The sequence below is a fragment of the Streptomyces sp. NPDC046876 genome, from assembly GCF_040645035.1.
Classification (GTDB): domain Bacteria; phylum Actinomycetota; class Actinomycetes; order Streptomycetales; family Streptomycetaceae; genus Streptomyces.
On sequence record NZ_JBEYXK010000083.1, the window covers coordinates 1 to 17,803 of the forward strand.

Annotated in this window: 17 protein-coding genes; 10 read left to right on the forward strand and 7 right to left on the reverse strand. The window is 71.3% G+C overall.

The annotated features are described in order from the left end of the window. Positions 1–100: 100 nt before the first annotated feature. A complete protein-coding gene (locus ABZ924_RS29910) occupies positions 101–1,915 on the reverse strand; it encodes a bifunctional metallophosphatase/5'-nucleotidase (RefSeq protein WP_361916497.1) in 1,815 nt (604 codons plus the stop codon). A gap of 223 nt (positions 1,916–2,138) precedes the next feature. Here ABZ924_RS29910 and mshD point away from each other — a divergent pair, with 223 nt between their 5' ends. The 7 genes from mshD (at position 2,139) to pstB (ending at position 11,360) form a co-directional block, all read left to right on the forward strand. Continuing rightward, entirely contained in the window at positions 2,139–3,071 is a 933-nt protein-coding gene (gene mshD, locus ABZ924_RS29915) for a mycothiol synthase (protein ID WP_361916500.1), read from the forward strand. Positions 3,072–3,297: 226 nt separating this feature from the next. Further along, positions 3,298–5,562: an RNA degradosome polyphosphate kinase gene (locus ABZ924_RS29920; RefSeq protein WP_361916503.1), complete on the forward strand. Its 2,265-nt coding sequence runs from the start codon at positions 3,298–3,300 to the stop codon at positions 5,560–5,562. Further along, positions 5,543–6,505, forward strand: a complete 963-nt coding sequence (locus ABZ924_RS29925; protein ID WP_361916506.1) for a CHAD domain-containing protein — start codon at positions 5,543–5,545, stop codon at positions 6,503–6,505. The genes ABZ924_RS29920 and ABZ924_RS29925 overlap by 20 nt, the downstream gene beginning before the upstream one ends. A gap of 703 nt (positions 6,506–7,208) precedes the next feature. Beyond that, positions 7,209–8,348: a phosphate ABC transporter substrate-binding protein PstS gene (gene pstS / locus ABZ924_RS29930; protein ID WP_361916509.1), complete on the forward strand. Its 1,140-nt coding sequence runs from the start codon at positions 7,209–7,211 to the stop codon at positions 8,346–8,348. A gap of 131 nt (positions 8,349–8,479) precedes the next feature. Then, positions 8,480–9,472 carry a phosphate ABC transporter permease subunit PstC gene (gene pstC, locus ABZ924_RS29935; protein ID WP_361916512.1) on the forward strand — a complete coding sequence of 331 codons (993 nt, stop codon included), beginning with the start codon at positions 8,480–8,482 and terminating at the stop codon, positions 9,470–9,472. Continuing rightward, positions 9,472–10,554 (forward strand): phosphate ABC transporter permease PstA, encoded by a 1,083-nt coding sequence (gene pstA, locus ABZ924_RS29940; protein WP_361916515.1) that lies wholly within the window; start codon positions 9,472–9,474, stop codon positions 10,552–10,554. The genes pstC and pstA overlap by 1 nt, the downstream gene beginning before the upstream one ends. A gap of 29 nt (positions 10,555–10,583) precedes the next feature. Further along, entirely contained in the window at positions 10,584–11,360 is a 777-nt protein-coding gene (pstB, locus tag ABZ924_RS29945; RefSeq protein WP_361916518.1) for a phosphate ABC transporter ATP-binding protein PstB, read from the forward strand. Positions 11,361–11,506: 146 nt separating this feature from the next. On the opposite strand, the gene ABZ924_RS29950 is transcribed toward pstB, so the two are convergent. After that, the gene (locus tag ABZ924_RS29950; RefSeq protein WP_361916521.1) at positions 11,507–12,505 is read right to left on the reverse strand and encodes an inorganic phosphate transporter; all 999 of its coding nucleotides are present in this window, start codon (positions 12,503–12,505) and stop codon (positions 11,507–11,509) included. A gap of 5 nt (positions 12,506–12,510) precedes the next feature. Beyond that, positions 12,511–13,131, reverse strand: coding sequence for a DUF47 family protein (locus ABZ924_RS29955; protein WP_361916524.1), 621 nt, complete (start codon positions 13,129–13,131; stop codon positions 12,511–12,513). A 206-nt stretch (positions 13,132–13,337) separates the two neighbouring features. Between ABZ924_RS29955 and ABZ924_RS29960 the strand changes: the two genes are divergently transcribed. Continuing rightward, on the forward strand, positions 13,338–13,685 hold the full coding sequence (locus ABZ924_RS29960) for a metal-sensitive transcriptional regulator (protein WP_361916527.1): 348 nt from the start codon (positions 13,338–13,340) through the stop codon (positions 13,683–13,685). Between the two features lie 95 nt (positions 13,686–13,780). Here the strand turns inward: ABZ924_RS29960 and ABZ924_RS29965 are convergent, their stop codons facing one another. Together ABZ924_RS29965 and ABZ924_RS29970 are read right to left on the reverse strand one after the other, a co-directional pair. Beyond that, positions 13,781–13,933, reverse strand: a complete 153-nt coding sequence (locus tag ABZ924_RS29965; RefSeq protein ID WP_165937309.1) for a hypothetical protein — start codon at positions 13,931–13,933, stop codon at positions 13,781–13,783. Positions 13,934–14,080: 147 nt separating this feature from the next. Beyond that, positions 14,081–14,920, reverse strand: a complete 840-nt coding sequence (locus tag ABZ924_RS29970) for a hypothetical protein (protein WP_361916530.1) — start codon at positions 14,918–14,920, stop codon at positions 14,081–14,083. Between the two features lie 132 nt (positions 14,921–15,052). Here ABZ924_RS29970 and ABZ924_RS29975 point away from each other — a divergent pair, with 132 nt between their 5' ends. Together ABZ924_RS29975 and ABZ924_RS29980 are read left to right on the forward strand one after the other, a co-directional pair. Next, the gene (locus ABZ924_RS29975) at positions 15,053–15,262 is read left to right on the forward strand and encodes a hypothetical protein (RefSeq protein ID WP_361916533.1); all 210 of its coding nucleotides are present in this window, start codon (positions 15,053–15,055) and stop codon (positions 15,260–15,262) included. 108 nt (positions 15,263–15,370) lie between these two features. After that, a complete protein-coding gene (locus tag ABZ924_RS29980) occupies positions 15,371–15,637 on the forward strand; it encodes a hypothetical protein (RefSeq protein ID WP_361916536.1) in 267 nt (88 codons plus the stop codon). Positions 15,638–15,808: 171 nt separating this feature from the next. On the opposite strand, the gene ABZ924_RS29985 is transcribed toward ABZ924_RS29980, so the two are convergent. After that, positions 15,809–16,525 (reverse strand): phosphatase PAP2 family protein, encoded by a 717-nt coding sequence (locus tag ABZ924_RS29985; RefSeq protein ID WP_361916539.1) that lies wholly within the window; start codon positions 16,523–16,525, stop codon positions 15,809–15,811. A 217-nt stretch (positions 16,526–16,742) separates the two neighbouring features. Further along, positions 16,743–17,759 (reverse strand): bifunctional lytic transglycosylase/C40 family peptidase, encoded by a 1,017-nt coding sequence (locus ABZ924_RS29990; protein WP_361916542.1) that lies wholly within the window; start codon positions 17,757–17,759, stop codon positions 16,743–16,745. Positions 17,760–17,803: the final 44 nt, after the last annotated feature.

A 17,803-nucleotide genomic window follows, 5' to 3' on the forward strand; every position in this document is an offset into this window, starting at 1 on the left:
TCCGCGACCCCCCGCTCCCCCAACCCGCCCGAGCGGGCCCCGGCGCCGCCCCCGCCGCGCCCCCTCGGGGGTCCAGCGCAGTACTGCTTCCGCCGCGGTGTTACTTGACGACGGTGATCCGGTCCGCCGCCGGCGGGGCGATCGGGTTCGCCGCCGAGGACTTCCCCAGGTAGGCGTTGAAGGCCTCCAGGTCGGGCACGCCGACCAGCTTGTTCTTGTGCTCCTTCAGGACGGTGAAGCCGTCGCCGCCGCCCGCGAGGAACTCGTTCATCGCGACGCGGTAGGTCTTGGCCGGGTCGATCGCCTGGCCGTTCAGCTTCACCGAGTCCACGACGATGCGGTCCGCACCCGACTTGGTCATGTCCAGGGTGTACGTGAAGCCCTTCGACACCTGCAGGATCTTCGGGTTCGCGCCGTTGACCGGGCCGCTCACCTGCTGCTGGAGCGCCGTGATCAGCTGGGCGCCGGTCAGGTCCACGATGTTCATCAGGTTGTTGAACGGCTGGACCGTGTAGGACTCGCCGTACGTGACGACACCGTCGCCCTCGCCGCCCGCGGCCTTGTACGCCAGGTCGGCGCGGATGCCGCCCGGGTTCATGATGGCCAGCTGCGCGCCGCCCTTGTCCGCCGCGGCCGTGGCCTCCAGCTGGGCGTCCGCGATCAGGTCGCCGAGCGGCTTCTCCGGCGCCTCCGAGCCGCGGCCCGCGATGTCTGCGGAGATGTAGCCCATCGGCCGGTTCGCGACCGGGGCCGCGAGCGTCTTCCAGCGGTCGATCAGCTCGGTCATGTCCGGGGCCTTGGGCAGGTCACGGGAGACGATCTTGTTGACCGGCTTCGGCGCGAGCGCGGCCGTGCGGACGATGTCCTTGGTCTGCCGGTCGTACGTCAGCGTGGTGTCGGTGAACAGGCGGCCGTAGGAGGCGGCCGAGGTGACCATGCGCGGGTTGCCCGCCGGGTCGGGGATGTTGCACGCGTACGCCTGGTGCGTGTGGCCGGTGACCAGGGCGTCGACCTTCGGGTCCACGTTCTTGGCGATGTCCACGATCGCGCCGGAGATGCCGGCGCCCGCACCCGGGCTGTTGCAGTCGTAGTTGTACGCGCCGCTCGCGGGCAGGCCGCCCTCGTGGATCAGCGCGACGATCGACTTCACGCCCTGCTTGTTCAGCTCCTCGGCGTACTTGTTGATCGTCTCGACCTCGTCGCCGAACTTCAGGCCCTTGACGCCGTCGGCCGTCACGACGTCCGGGGTGCCCTCCAGGGTGACGCCGATGAAGCCGATCTTCACGTCCCCCTTCTTCCAGATGAAGGTGGGCGACATCAGCGGACGCTTGGTCTTCTCGTCGGTGACGTTCGCCGCGAGGTACTTGAACTCGGAGCCGGTGAACTCCTTGCCCATCTCGAAGCAGCCGTCGACCGGGTGGCAGCCGCCGTACGCCATGCGGCGCAGCTCGGTCTTGCCCTCGTCGAACTCGTGGTTGCCGACGCTGGTGACGTCCAGCTTCAGCTTGTTCAGCGCCTCGACGGTCGGCTCGTCGTGGAAGAGGCCGGACAGCATCGGGCTGCCGCCGATCATGTCGCCCGCCGCGGCGGTGACGGAGTACTCGTGGCCCTTGCGGGCCTCGCGCAGGCTGGTCGCCAGGTACTCGACACCGCCGGCCGGTATGGCCTTCGTGGTGCCGTCCGCCTGACGCTCGGTCACGTTGCCCGAGGAGCCCTGCGGCGGCTCCAGGGTGCCGTGGAAGTCGTTGAACGACAGCAGCTGCACGTCGACGGTGCGGCCCTTGGCGGCGCCGGCTCCACTCGCGGCACCGGCCGGCAGGGCGGCGGTGAACACCGCGCCGGTCCCGGCCGTGACGGCGAGGGCGGTGACGAACAACCGGCGGGCGCGGCGGTGCCGTTGTGGCGTCGCTGACATTTGTTCCCCTTATGAACAGCGGAAGATCTGCGGAAGATCTCGGGAGGTCCGCCGCAGCCTAGTGTCAACGCGCGTAGCACGACAGGGGTGGCGGGTATCGCCCTGGTCACGTGCGGGCGACGCGCGGACGAACGCTTCGCGCCGCGCGTCCCGGCACGATCCCGACCGGACCCCGCCCGCGCACCACCACCGCCGCCGCCCCCCACCGCCGTAGGCTCGGAGCATGAATGACGACGCAGTGACGGCCCTGGAGCCCGGACGCCAGATCCACACCCTCGACGAGCTGACGGAGGAGCAGGCCACCGCCGTGCTCGACCTGATCGAGGACGCGGCCCGCAGCGACGGCACCACCGCCGTGTCCGAGCAAGGCCGGCTCCAGCTGCGCGGCGGGCCCCGCGAAGGCATCCGGCACTTCCTGCTCACCGAGAAGGGGCGACTGGCCGCCTACGGCCAACTGGAGGAGACCGACCCGGTGGAGGCGCCCGCCGCCGAGCTCGTCGTCCGCCCCGAACTGCGCGGCCGCGGCCACGGCCGCGCCCTCGGCCAGGCCCTGCTCGGCGCCTCCGGCAAGCGGATCCGTGTCTGGGCCCACGGCGGCAAGTCGGCCGCCCGCCACCTCGCCCAGGTCCTCGGCCTGACCCTGTTCCGCGAGCTGCGCCAGCTGCGCCGGCCGCTCGGACCCGACGCGCCGCCGCTGCCCGAGCCCGTCCTGCCCGCCGGGGTGAGCGTGCGCACCTTCGTACCCGGCCAGGACGACGAGGCCTGGCTCGCGGCGAACGCCGCCGCCTTCGCCCACCACCCCGAGCAGGGTTCGCTGACCCAGCGCGACCTGGACGACCGCATCGCGCAGCCGTGGTTCGACCCCAAGGGCTTCTTCCTCGCCGAGCGCGAGGGCCGGCTCGTCGGCTTCCACTGGACGAAGATCCACGCCGAACAGCAGCTCGGCGAGGTGTACGTCCTCGGCGTCCTGCCCGGCGCCCAGGGCGGCGGCCTCGGCAAGGCCCTCACCGCCGTCGGCCTGCAGCACCTCCAGGCCGCGGGCCTGCCCACCGCCATGCTGTACGTCGACGCCGACAACCCGGCGGCGCTCGCCGTCTACGAGGGCCTCGGCTTCTCCACCCACGAGGTCGACCTCATGTACCGCACCGAGAGCTGACCCGCCACCGCCCCGTACGGGTCCACCGGGCGCACCGGTGACCCGTACGGGTGCATTCCGGGCGCCGGACCGACGTACTCGTGCACCATCCGGAGCCTGGAAGCCATACGCCATTCACCGACCCTTAAGACGCGCTTGCCACGCTCCCGGCATGAGGCCCCGACTCCGACTGACGGCGAACCCTTCCGACGCGCCTGACCTGCCCCGCGCGCGGAACAATGGAGTCATGAGCCACCAGCCCAGCGCAGGCCCCACCGAGGTCCCCGCCCAGCACCCGTCGCACCCGTCCGCCGCGGCCTCCGCCGGCTCGCCGACCACCGCCCCCGCGCGGCTCGGGTCGATCGCCGCGCACCGCCCCCACCCCGGCCTCGCCCCCGACCTCGACGCCGACCTCGACGCCTACGAGGACAAGGACGGCGGCGAGCTGCCCGCCGACCGGTTCCTCGACCGCGAGCGCAGCTGGCTGGCCTTCAACGAGCGCGTCCTGGAACTGGCCGAGGACCCCACCACCCCGCTGCTCGAGCGCGCCAACTTCCTGGCCATCTTCGCCAGCAACCTCGACGAGTTCTTCATGGTCCGCGTCGCCGGCCTCAAGCGCCGCATAGCGACCGGCGTCGCCACCCGCTCGGCCTCCGGCCTGCAGCCCCGCGAGGTCCTCGACCTCATCTGGACCCGCTCGCGCGAGCTCATGGCCCGCCACGCCGCCTGCTACCAGCAGGACATCGCCCCCCAGCTCGCCGAGGAGGGCATCCACCTCATCCGCTGGCCCGACCTCACCGAGAAGGAGCAGGCCCGCCTCTTCACCCTGTTCCGCAACCAGATCTTCCCGGTGCTGACCCCGCTGGCCGTGGACCCCGCACACCCGTTCCCGTACATCTCCGGCCTGTCGCTGAACCTGGCCGTCGTCGTGCGCAACCCCGTCAGCGGCCACCGGCACTTCGCCCGCGTCAAGGTGCCGCCGCTGCTCTCCCGCTTCCTGGAGGCCTCGCCGCAGCGCTACGTCCCGCTGGAGGACGTCATCGCCGCGCACCTGGAGGAGCTCTTCCCCGGCATGGAAGTGCTCGCGCACCACATGTTCCGCGTCACCCGCAACGAGGACCTCGAGGTCGAGGAGGACGACGCCGAGAACCTGCTCCAGGCCCTGGAGAAGGAGCTCATGCGCCGCCGCTTCGGCCCGCCGGTGCGCCTGGAGGTCGAGGAGTCCATCGACCCCGGCGTCCTGGACCTGCTGGTGCAGGAGCTGAAGATCTCCGCCGCCGAGGTCTACCCGCTGCCCGGGCCGCTGGACCTGACCGGCCTCTTCGGCATCGCCTCCCTGGACCGGCCCGAGCTGAAGTACCCCAAGTTCGTCGCCGGCACCCACCGCGACCTCGCCGAGGTCGAGTCCGCCTCCGCGCCCGACATCTTCGCCGCGCTGCGCGAGCGCGACGTCCTGCTGCACCACCCGTACGACTCCTTCTCCACCTCCGTGCAGGCCTTCCTGGAGCAGGCCGCCGCCGACCCGGACGTCCTCGCGATCAAGCAGACGCTGTACCGCACCTCCGGCGACTCGCCGATCGTCGACGCCCTGATCGACGCCGCCGAGTCCGGCAAGCAGGTCCTCGTCCTCGTCGAGATCAAGGCCCGCTTCGACGAGCAGGCCAACATCAAGTGGGCCCGCAAGCTCGAGGAATCCGGCTGCCACGTCGTCTACGGCCTCGTCGGCCTCAAGACCCACTGCAAGCTCTCCCTGGTCGTCCGCCAGGAGGGCGACACGCTGCGCCGCTACTCCCACGTCGGCACCGGCAACTACCACCCCAAGACCGCCCGCCTGTACGAGGACCTCGGCCTGCTCACCGCCGACCCGCAGGTCGGCGCGGACCTCTCCGACCTCTTCAACCGGCTCTCGGGCTACTCCCGCCGCGAGACCTACCGCCGGCTGATCGTCGCCCCGCGCTCGCTGCGCGACGGCCTCGTCGCACGGATCGACAAGGAGGCCGCCCACCACCGGGCCGGCCGCCCCGCGTACGTGCGCCTCAAGATGAACTCCATCGTCGACGAGGCCCTGATCGACGCCCTCTACCGGGCCTCCCGGGCCGGGGTCCCGGTCGACATCTGGGTCCGCGGCATCTGCGCCGTGCGCCCCGGGGTCCCCGGACTCTCGGACAACATCCGGGTCCGCTCCATCCTCGGCCGCTTCCTGGAGCACTCCCGGGTCTTCGCCTTCGGCAACGGCGGCGAGCCCGAGGTGTGGATCGGCAGCGCCGACATGATGCACCGCAACCTCGACCGCCGCATCGAGGCACTGGTCAGGGTCGCCGACCCGGCCCACCGCGCGGCACTCGACCGGATGCTGGAGACCGGCATGTCCGACTCCACGTCCTCCTGGCACCTGGGCCCGGACGGGGAATGGACCCGGCACAGCACCGACCACGAAGGCCAGCCGCTGCGGCACGTTCAGGAGATGTTCATAGACGCCCGGAGGCGCCGGCGTGGCTCTGCCAAACCATGACCTGACAGCGACCGGCGAGGGCTCCGCGGGGGACGTGCTCGGCGCGTACCTGCGGGCCCAGGCCACCGCTTTCCTGCGCGGGCTGCGCCTGCACGAGGAGAGCGGGGCCGACGCCGTCGACGGCGCCGAGGCGGCGCGCAGCCTGCGGGGGGCTGCGCGCCGCATCGGCGGGTCCCTGGCCACCTTCCGCGTGGTCACCGATTCGTCCTGGGCCGACGGGCTGCGCACCGAGCTGGCCTGGCTGTCCGCGACCCTGGCCGACGAGCACGCGTACGCCGCCCGGCTGGCCCGGCTGCTGGAAGCCCTGCACCGGCTCTCCGGCGCGCCCGAGGTCCCCGGGCCGCGCGGCGCGGGCGGCGCGCTGACGGTGGGCTCGGCGCGGGCCGCCGCCCTGCTGGAGCGGCAGCTGACCGTGGCCCGGACCCGGGCGCACTCGGCGACGCTGCAGGCCCTGGGCTCCTCCCGGTTCCACGCGGTCGCCGACGCGGTGGCCGTGCTGGCCTCCGAGGTGCCGCTGGACGTGATCGCCGCGCGCGGCCGGGTCGACGACGTGCTCGTCCCGCTCGCCGAGGTGGCGCGGACCCGGCTGGCGGCGGCCGTCTCGGCGCTGCCGCCCGCCACCGAGGCGCACCCGTACGACGCCGAGCACGACGGCTCCTGGCACGAGGTGCGCCGGCTGCTGCGCGTCCACCGCTACGCCCGGGAAGCCCTGGGCGAGGACGTGGCCCGGCTGGCCGCGGCGAACGAGGCCCTGGACCGCCACCGCGACGCGGCCGAGGCGGCCGCGGCCTCCGCGGCGGCCGCCCGCACCCCGCGGATCGCCCCTGCGACGGCGTACGCGCTCGGCGTGCTCCACGCCGACCAGCGCCACGAGGTCGACGCGGCCCGCACCACCTTCCAGGACCTGTGGCAGCCGGTGGGCGCGGCGGTGGCCCGCCAGTAACGCCCCGGACCGGCCTCGAAACGACCGCACCCCGCGGCGGGCCCCTCGCCGCGGGGTGCGGAACGGAACGTTTTCGGCCACGCTGGGTCCGTAGCCCGGCAGCGCCCGGGCCGGTCGCCGCGCCCGCGGCGCCGGACGCCGCCGCACAGCCGACCCACCTGCCACTGCTGTACGGGCCCTCGGCCTCGCCGGGGCCCTGACGGACCGACCGACATGTCCAGTACGACATCTGCTCCCCGCCGCATTTCCGGGGCCACAGCACCATTCCGTTTCGCTCGGGGCGCGAAGTCCGGAAAACCGCCGCGCACCGGTCAGAGCGTGTGCGTTTTCGCAGGTGGGACGGCATTTCCTGGAAGCTGCCCCGGTGCCCGGGAGCGCCCCCTGCCGCGGCCTGCTCATCCGCTTCCGATCCGGCGCCGGACCGCGCCCGTGCCCCCGCCTGCCGCCCGGCCTGCGCATCCCGGTCACGAGCCGGTCGGGGGCCCGCCGGGCGACGCGCCGGGACGCACTCGGCCGTCCGTCGAGGTTCACCTCCCGTTCACCTCGGCCCGTCGATCGCTTCACCTGATCTGCCTAATTTCGGTGGTGCACCGAGCGTGCCGCTGGCCAGATCCAGCGGCCGCACCGGCGACCGACGTAGTCCTCTTCGCACGCCGCCCCGATACCGAAAGCGGCCGGCGGCTTCTGGAAGGAACACCCGAAAGTGAAGCTTCAGCGCAAGAACATGCTTCGTGCCTCCGCCCTCGGCGCGCTTGTCGTGTCCAGCGCCCTGGTCCTCACGGCGTGCGGCTCGGACGACAACACCAACACCGGTGGCAACGCCAGCGGCAAGCCCTCCGCGGCCGCCGCCGGCGACGTCAAGTGCGACGACGCCAAGGGCAAGCTGCTCGCCTCCGGCTCCTCCGCCCAGAAGAACGCGGTGGACCTGTGGGTGAAGAACTACATGGCCGCCTGCTCCGGCGTCGAGGTGAACTACAAGTCCTCCTCCTCCGGTGAGGGCATCGTCGCGTTCAACCAGGGCACCGTCGGTTTCGCCGGCTCGGACTCGGCGCTGAAGCCCGAGCAGGTCGAGGACTCCAAGAAGATCTGCACCGGCGGCCAGGGCATCAACCTGCCGATGGTCGGCGGCCCGATCGCCATCGGCTTCAACGTCGCCGGCGTGGACAAGCTCACCCTCGACGCCCCCACCCTCGCGAACATCTTCAACGACAAGATCAAGAAGTGGGACGACGAGGCCATCAAGAAGCTGAACCCGGGCGTCAACCTGCCCGGCACGGCGATCCAGGCCTTCCACCGCTCCGAGGACTCCGGCACCACCGAGAACCTGGGCAAGTACCTCAAGGCCGCCGCTCCCGACGCCTGGACCTACGAGCCCGCCAAGAAGTGGCCGGCCCCCGGCGGCCAGGGCGCCTCCGGCTCCGCCGGCGTCGCCTCCCAGGTGAAGGGCGTCGACGGCGCGATCGGCTACTTCGAGCTCTCCTACGCCTCCGCGCAGAACATCAAGACCGTCGACATCAACACCGGCGCGGCCGCCCCGGTCAAGGCCTCCGCCGACAGCGCCTCCAAGGCCATCGCCGCCGCCAAGATCGCCGGCACCGGCTCCGACCTGGCGCTGAAGCTCGACTACACCACCAAGGCCGAGGGCGCGTACCCGATCGTCCTGGTCACGTACGAGGTCGTCTGCGACAAGGGCAACAAGGCCGAGACGCTCCCGACCGTGAAGTCCTTCCTCGGCTACACCGCCTCGGACGCCGGCCAGAAGATCCTCTCCGACAACGGCTACGCCCCGATCCCGGCCGAGATCAACACCAAGGTCCGCGAGGTCATCAAGTCGCTGTCCTGAACCCCTGAGCCCCGGAGCGCCGGGCCGATCCCGTCCGATCGGCCCGGCCCCTGGGCCCCTCCCCGGCAACGCCGGGGAAATCCGGTGCACCGCCGCCAGGGGGCTCGCCCCCCAACCAGACCGGAAAGACCATGGCTTCCACCACACCCACCCACATAGGCAGCACGCCTCCGCCCGTCTCCGCCGGCGCAAAGTCCACCGGCCGCGCCGGTGACAAGATCTTCTCGGGGCTCTCCAAGGGCTCCGGCATCCTGCTCCTGGTGATCATGGCGTCGATCGCCGTGTTCCTCACCTACCGGGCCTCCATCGCGCTGTCGAAGAACCAGGGCAACTTCCTGACGACCTTCGACTGGAACGCGTCGGCGAACCCGCCGGTCTTCGGCATCGCCGTCCTGCTCTTCGGCACCGTCGTCAGCTCGATCATCGCGATGGCCATCGCGGTTCCGATCGCCGTCGGCATCGCCCTGTTCATCTCGCACTACGCGCCGCGCAAGCTGGCCGCCCCCCTCGCCTACGTGGTCGACCTGCTGGCCGCCGTGCCGTCGATCATCTACGGCATCTGGGGCGCCCTCTTCCTCGTCCCGCAGCTGGGCGGGCTGAACCTCTGGCTCGACGAGTACTTCGGCTGGACCTACGTCTTCGACAAGTCCCAGGTCGGCGTCGCCCGCTCGCTGTTCACCGTCGGCATCCTGCTCGCGATCATGATCCTGCCGATCGTGACCAGCGTCAGCCGCGAGGTCTTCCTGCAGGTTCCGCGCATGAACGAGGAGGCCGCCCTGGCCCTCGGCGCGACCCGCTGGGAGGTCATCCGCATGTCGGTGCTGCCCTTCGGCCGCTCCGGCGTCATCTCCGCCTCCATGCTCGGCCTCGGCCGCGCGCTCGGCGAGACCATGGCCGTCGCCACCGTCCTCTCCCCGAGCTTCCTGATCTCCGGCCACCTGCTGGACCCGGGCGGCGGCACGTTCGCCCAGAACATCGCCGCGAAGTTCGACGAGGCCAACGAGTTCGGCCGTGACGCGCTGATCGCCTCCGGTCTCGTCCTCTTCCTGCTCACCCTGCTGGTCAACGGCGCCGCCCGCATGATCATTGCGCGCCGCAAGGAGTACTCGGGGGCGAACGCCTGATGAGCCACGCAATCCAGGACCAGCGCCCCGTCCGGCCGCACCGGTCCACCGCCGACTCCGGCCTCACCCGCGGCGGCCTGCCCCGCTGGGCCCCCCTCGGCATCGGCGCCGCCTCCGCCGCCCTCGGCATCGTCATCGGCCTCGTCTTCGACCTGCACAGCAAGGTCCAGTGGGGTCTGATCGCCGCCCTGCTCTTCATCGCGATCACCTACACCGCCAGTGCGGTCGTCGAGAACCGCCGCCAGGCCAAGGACCGCGTCGCGACCTCCCTGATCTGGGTCTGCTTCCTCCTCGCGGTCATCCCGCTGCTGTCGCTGATCTGGACCACCGTCAGCCGCGGCGTGAAGGCCCTCAACGCGGACTTCCTCAGCCACTCGATGAACGGCGTCACCAGCTTCGAGCAGGGCGGCGGCGTCTACCACGCCCTGCTCGGCACCATCGAGCAGGTCGCCCTCGCCACGCTGATCGCCGCCCCGATCGGCCTGCTGACCGCCGTCTACCTGGTCGAGTACGGCAAGGGCCGCCTCGCCAAGGCCGTCACGTTCTTCGTCGACGTCATGACCGGCATCCCGTCCATCGTCGCGGGCCTGTTCATCCTGACGACCTGGAACCTGATGCTCGGCTTCGGCCCGTCCGGCTTCGCCGGCGCGATGGCCCTGTCGATCCTGATGATGCCCGTCGTGGTCCGCTCCACCGAGGAAATGCTCAAGCTCGTCCCGAACGAGCTGCGCGAGGCCGCCCTCGCCCTCGGCGTGCCGAAGTGGCGCATGATCCTCAAGGTGGTCCTCCCCACCGCCATCGGCGGCATCGCCACCGGCCTGATGCTGGCCGTCGCCCGCATCGCCGGCGAGACCGCCCCGATCATGCTGCTGGTCTTCGGGTCCCAGCTGATCAACGGCAACCCCTTCGAAGGTGCTCAGTCCTCGCTCCCCCTGTACATCTGGGAGCAGTACAAGGTCGGCAGTGACGCCTCCTACGACCGGGCATGGGCCGCAGCGCTCGTCCTGATCGCCTTCGTCATGATCCTCAACCTGGTGGCCCGCGGCATCGCCCGCTGGAAGGCCCCGAAGACCGGTCGCTGACGCGACTGCATGAAAGCGAAGTGACCCTCATGGCCAAGCGAATCGACGTCAGCGGCCTGTCCGCCTTCTACGGCAACCACAAGGCCATCGACGACATCTCGATGACCGTCGAGCCGCGCTCCGTGACCGCCTTCATCGGCCCGTCCGGCTGCGGCAAGTCCACCTTCCTGCGCACCCTGAACCGCATGCACGAGGTCACCCCCGGCGGCCGCGTCGAGGGCAAGGTCCTCCTGGACGACGAGAACCTCTACGGCCCCGGCGTGGACCCGGTCGCGGTCCGCCGCACGGTCGGCATGGTCTTCCAGCGCCCCAACCCCTTCCCCACCATGTCGATCTTCGACAACGTGGCGGCGGGCCTGCGCCTGAACGGCAGCCACAAGAAGGCCGACCTCGCGGACATCGTCGAGCGCTCCCTCAAGGGCGCCAACCTGTGGAACGAGGTCAAGGACCGCCTGAACAAGCCGGGCTCCGGCCTCTCCGGCGGCCAGCAGCAGCGCCTGTGCATCGCCCGCGCCATCGCGGTCGAGCCGCAGGTCCTGCTGATGGACGAGCCCTGCTCCGCCCTGGACCCGATCTCCACCCTCGCCATCGAGGACCTGATCGGCGAGCTGAAGGAGCGCTTCACGATCGTCATCGTGACGCACAACATGCAGCAGGCGGCCCGCGTCTCGGACCGCACCGCGTTCTTCAACCTCGCGGCGGTCGGCCAGCCCGGCAAGCTGATCGAGATCGACGACACGGACCGGATCTTCTCCAACCCGTCCGTCCAGGCGACCGAGGACTACATCTCGGGCCGCTTCGGGTAACCCCAAAGACCAGCGGCTTCCGGGCCGCGCGGAACGTCCTGCGGTGCTGCATGGCGGTGCCACCGCAAGGCGAAGGGCCGGCTCCCCCTGGGTGGGGGGAGCCGGCCCGCTTTCGATCCCGCACCCTTCGGCGCTTGCCCGTACCGCTAGCCGACGGCCAGGTCCACGAGCCAGAAGCACAGCGCGGCGACGAGGCCCGCGGCCGGCATGGTGATGAACCAGCCCATGACGATGTTCTTCGCTACGCCCCAGCGGACCGCGTTGACCCGCTTGGTCGCGCCGACACCCATGATCGCCGAGGTGATCACGTGGGTGGTGGAGATCGGCGCCTTGAAGATGAAGGCCGTGGCGAACATGATCGACGCGCCGGTCGTCTCGGCCGCGAAGCCCTGCGGCGGGTCCAGCTCGATGATCTTGCGGCCGAGGGTGCGCATGATGCGCCACCCGCCCGCGTACGTACCGAGCGACAGCATCACCGCGCACACCAGCTTGACCCACACGGGGATCGGGGCGCCCGGGTCCTGGACGTCGGCGATGACCAGGGCCATCACCACGACACCCATCGTCTTCTGGGCGTCCTGGAGGCCGTGGCCGAGGGCCATGCCGGCCGCCGAGACCGTCTGCGCGATACGGAAGCCGCGCTTGGCCTTGTGCGGATTGGCCCGCCGGAAGATCCACATGATCGCGACCATCACCAGGTAGCCCGCGACCAGGCCGACGACCGGCGAGAGGAACATCGGGATGACGACCTTGTCGACGACGCCCGACCAGATGACCCCGATCCCGCCGGCCAGCGCCGCACCCACCATGCCGCCGAAGAGGGCGTGCGAGGAGGACGACGGCAGGCCGAAGTACCAGGTGATCAGGTTCCAGACGATCGCCCCGACCAGCGCCGCGAACAGGACCCACATCCCGGTCGAGCCCGTCGGGGTCTCGATGAGGCCCTCACTGACCGTCTTGGCCACGCCGCTGCCCAGGAAGGCACCGGCGAGGTTCATCACCGCGGCCATCGCGAGGGCGGCGCGCGGGGTCAGCGCCCGGGTCGAGACCGAGGTCGCGATCGCGTTCGCAGAGTCGTGGAAACCGTTGGTGTACGTGAAGCCGAGCGCGACACCGATGGTCACGATCAGAGCGAAGGTGTCCACGACGTTCAGGACTCCTTGACCGCGATGGTCTCCACCGTGTTCGCGACGTGCTCGAACGCGTCCGCGGCCTCTTCGAGCACATCGACGATCTGCTTGAGCTTGAGCACCTCGATCGCGTCGTACTTGCCGTTGAAGAGGTGGGCGAGCAGCTTGCGGTGGATCTGGTCGGCCTGGTTCTCGAGGCGGTTGACCTCGATCCAGTACTCGGTGAGGTTGTCCATCGTGCGCAGGTGCGGCATGGCCTCGGCGGTCAGCTCCGCCGCCCGCGCCAGGACCTCGATCTGCTGCTCGACGCCCTTGGGGAGCTCCTCGATGTTGTAGAGGACGACCAGGTCGACGGCCTCCTCCATGAAGTCCATGATGTCGTCGAGCGACGAGGCGAGGGAGTAGATGTCCTCGCGGTCGAACGGCGTGATGAACGAGGAGTTCAGCTGGTGGAAGATCGCGTGGGTGGCGTCGTCTCCCGCGTGCTCGGCCGCACGCATCCGCTCCGCGATCTCGGCCCGGGCGGAGGGATCCGCTCCGAGCAGTTCCATCAGGAGCTTGGAGCCCGTGACGATGTTGTCCGCGGATGCGGCGAACATGTCGTAGAAGCTCGTCTCCCTGGGGGTCAGACGAAATCGCACGTGTGGTCCTCGGGGTGCATCGGATTCGGTCAGGCTGATGCTAGGCGCATCGCCCGGCCACGGCTAACCGGCGGTCCCAGGGTTTCATCCATCAGGCACAGTGAGCCTGCGGGCCCCTGCCGTCGCGGCCGGGGCCCGGTATCCTATACCCATGAGGGGTATGCACCAGGATTGCACCCCCTCGTCCGGACCACGGGAGGATCCCCATGACGGCCATCGAGGCGGAAGGCTCCGGAGCCGCTGTCGCCCCCGGTACGGCCCCTGAAGCGCCGGTGCACGGGTATCACCACCGCAAGGACGAGCACCTCAAGCGGCTCCGCCGGATCGAGGGGCAGATCCGCGGCCTGCAGCGGCTCGTCGACGAGGACGTGTACTGCATCGACATACTCACCCAGGTCTCGGCCAGCACGAAGGCACTGCAGTCCTTCGCGCTGCAGCTCCTGGAGGAGCACCTGAGGCACTGCGTCGCCGACGCGGCCGTCAAGGGCGGCACCGAGATCGACGCCAAGGTCGAGGAGGCCACGAAGGCGATCGCCCGGCTGCTGCGGACCTGAGGGGCGGTCCACGGACGGCCAGGGGCGTAGCCGGCGGGGCAGGGGGCGGGACGGCGGCGGGGCCGCGGCTCGGTGGGGCGCGGCGCCGGCGGGCCTTACAGCCCCAGGCCCATCAGGACCTCGTCGATCCGGTCCTGGCTGAGCCGCTCCTCGTCCGCCGCGGAGGCCGCGATGATCAGCTCGCCGCACAGTTCGATCTCGGCGAGCGCCACGTGGTCCTGCACCGTCGTACCGCCAGCGGGAGTCACGCGTGTCACCTCAATCTGCCGCCATCGGACATGGGCGTACGGTTTCCCAGCCTAGGGAGGGCCGGGCGCGGTGCGCATGACACGGATGGACCATTTCCGGCTACCCCGCCATGGTCCGATCGCGCCGCCCCGGGACCGCCCGACCGGCTATTCGGCGATCTTCCCGGCGTAAATATCCCTGCTTGCGGGCAATAGGACGCTCACCGGCGTCCCGAATCCGTACAGCAGCGTGGTGGAGGAGACATCGATCACGCCATTGTTGACATACGAGAACCGGTGCCGGACCTTCCGCAGCCGCCCCTCCTGGTCGAGGTAGGCGTCGAAGGGCACGGTGTCCTTGGCGAACCCTTTCGCCGCGGCCTCCAAGGCTCCCTTGACCCCCGGGGAGGCGCTTTGCGCGGCCCGCCCGATGTCCGTGGTCCCCTGGTAGTGGCGCACTTTGGTGCCCGCGAGATCGGTCTCGCCGAGGTAGCGGACCTCCTGCGCCCCGCGCAGCAGCTCGGCCGCGGCCAGCGGGTCGGTCGCCCCTCCCGTGACCAGGTTCCCGTCCGCCAGGGTCGTGGTGTCGACGCGGACCCACTTGTCGTCGGGCACGCCCGCGCCCCGGTTCTTCATGTACAGGGCGCCGGGGACGAGCAGCTCGGTGATGGGCCGGTGCTCCTCCTTCCCGGCCGCGTCGGCGGGCAGCATGACCAGGAGCTGGCCCATCCGGTTCTTGAAGTCGACGCCGCCCTCGCCCCGGATGGTGACCCTGGTGCCGCCGGTGGCCATCTCCATCGCCGTACGGGCCTGGGCGCTGCCGGCCCTGGTGAGCGCATCGGCGGCCGCACGGACCGCGGCCGCCGGATCGGCGGGCGGCCGGTCGTCGCCGGCCGAGGCGGAGCCGCCGCACCCGCTCATCGCGGCGATGGCCGCGGCCACGCCGACGGCGAGCACCGCCTCGCCCGCCGCACGCCCGCGCCGCTGCCCGTGCTGGTGCACCACCATCGCCTGCCAACCCCCAACGCATGACCGCTGTTTGCCCGAGGCCCCCACCCGCTCCGGTTAACGAGGTCCGCGGTTTCCCGTCACGGGCCGCCGAGCTCCCGGACCAGCCGCGGCCCCCGGTACCGTGGTGGGGTGGATCCGCATACGAAGGCATCGCCCGCACCTCCGCTTGCCTCCCTGCCGCTGCCCCGCCCCATGGAGCAGCCCGTCCCCGGACACACCACCAGCACCACCGAGCGCGGCTCGTTCTGCCTGGCCGTCTGCACCTGCGGCTGGAAGGGCCCGGCGCGCCGCTCCCGCGATCTGGCCCGCCAGGACGCCGCCCGGCACGCCGCCGGGTAGGGCGCCGCCGGGTAGGGCGCCGCCGGGTAGGGCGGGCAGGGCCTGCGCCGTCGCCCGTTCGGACACTCCCCGCTGGCCGGGCCGACCGCGAGCGGCTGCGCTGGGTTCATGCCAGGATCCGCACCCCGCGTCGCCGCCCTGTTCTGGGCCCTGCTCATCGCGCTGACCCCCGCCGCCGCGGCCTCGGCCCGGCCCACGGGCTCGGCGGACGGCCCGGCCGATGTGGCCCTGGCCATCGGGCTGACCACCGCGGCGGCCGTGGTCACCGGCCTGTGGCTGCGCTCCCGCTACCGCCGCGAGGCCGAGGCGGAGGCGCGGGCGCAGGCGGCCGGTGCAGACGAGGCCGCCCGTCGGGCCGACGGCGGCGGCCGGTGACACCGCGGTCCCGCCCGACGGCGGTGCGGCTGTGTTTCGGGGCGGCGGGGCTGTGCCTGCTGGCGGCGCTGCTGATGAGCGTCTGGCATGCGTACGCCCGTCCCTGACGGGGCGCCCGGATCCTGATCCGGCTCTGGCTCGGGCTCGGGCTCGGGGCGGGCCCCCGGCGCCTCAGGCGGCGAGGTCGCTCTCGTGCGTACGGGAGCCGCCCGGCGCCGCCCGCTCCTGCGCGAGGTCCACCGGGCAGGGCCGGGGCAGGTGCGCGGCCCGTACCAGCCGGGCGGCGCGCGGGGAGCGGGCCGCGGCGCGCACCACCGGGGTCAGCAGCGCCATGGCGAGCGGGGCGAGGACGAGGACGACGGCGGTGCCGAGAGCGAAGCCGCCGATGACGTCGGTGGGGTAGTGGAGGCCGAGGTAGAGGCGGCTGAGGCCCTCGAGGAGGGCGAGGCCGATCCCGAGGAGGCCCAGCCTGCGGTGGGCGACGAACAGGCCGACGGCCAGGGCCATCGCGAGGGTGGCGTGGTCGCTGACGAAGGAGAAGTGACCGTGGGCCGGGCCGCCCTGGAGGACGTCGAGCCCGTCGTGCTGGAGGTACGGGCGGGGGCGGGCGACCAGCCGGCGCAGCGGGACGTTCACCACCAGCGCGAGGCCGGCGGCGAGCGGCGCCCACACCAGGGCGGCGAACGACTCGACGGCCGTGGTCTCCTCCTGCCGGCGCGCGCCGCGCCAGCACCACAGGACGAGGAGGACCAGGAGCAGGGGGATGCCGTACGAACTGACCAGGGCGACGGCCCGGTCCACACCGGCCGGGGCGTGCCGGGCCAGCGCATTGACGTCGTACAGCAGGCTGACGTCCACGTTCGGACCACCGGTTGTGAGTGCAACCATGGCGATGCGGCCCCTTGCCCTTGCTCGGTCCCCAGTGGGCGCACCGGTGTGTGCGCCCCGCGAACCCCCCCTTGCGATCCCTCCCCGTGACCATGGAACGCCCGTTCTGACGGACTGGTTCCACTCTCCACGGAATGATCACCGCAACGTTATCCAAGAGTGATGGGTCGCCGCAGCTCAGGGCCTGCGCCTGACGGAGCGTGACCAGCCGGTGCTGCTAAGGGGTTTTGGCTCCGGCGGTGCGGTCCGGAAGGGCCTCGGCCCCGTCCTTGGTGACCCGCGTCGCGCCGAAGTAGTCCGGGGCATCGATCTTGTCGAAGCGGATCACGGCGCCGGTGTACGGGGCGTTGATCATGTAACCCCCGCCCACGTAGAGCCCGACGTGGTGGATCTCCCGGGAATTGTTCAGATCATTGGAGAAGAACACCAGGTCTCCGGGGAGGAGTTCGGAGCGCGAGGGATGCGATCCGGCGTTGTACTGGTCGTTGGCCACGCGCGGCAGCTCGATCCCGACCGACTCGTACGCGGCCTTGGTCAGCCCCGAGCAGTCGAACCGGTAGTCCTGGTCGGCCGTACCGTTTCCGCCCCACAGGTACGGGGTGCCCAGCTGCTTCTGCGCGAAGTAGATGGCCCCGGCCGCCTGCTGCGAGGGCGCCACCCGCCCGACCGGCTTCTCGAAGCTCTTGGCCAGGGTCGTGATGGCCTTCACGTATCCCTGGGTCTCGCGGAACGGGGGCACGCCGCGGTACTGGAGGACCGCACCGGGACCCGCGTTGTACGCCGCGAGCATGTTGCCGACCGCGTCGCCGGGCACGTTCTTGACGTCCTTGGCCAGCTCGCAGTCGTACGAAGCCGCCGAGGGGATGGCATCGTTGGGGTCCCAGATGTCCCGGTCCCCGTCGCCGTCGCCGTCGATGCCGTGGACGGCCCACGTGCCCGGGATGAACTGGGCGATGCCGCGGGCATCGGCCGGGCTGACGATCGTCGGGTTCCAGCCGCTCTCCGAGTACAGCTGCGCTGCCAGGACCGCCGGCGTCAGCGTGGGGCACAGCACTCCCCACTTCTGCACCAGCGCCTGGTACTTCGCGGGCACGGCCCCCTTGGCCAGGCCCACGGCGCGGCCGCCGCCGCTCGCGATGCCCGCGGCCGCCGAGTACGTACCGACGAGGAGCAGGGCCACGAAGCTCAGACACGCCGCAAAACCGATCCCGCTGATCACCCAGAACCTGCGCACCCGTCAACCCTCCCCCATCGAGCAGACTTTCACAGGGATTCACC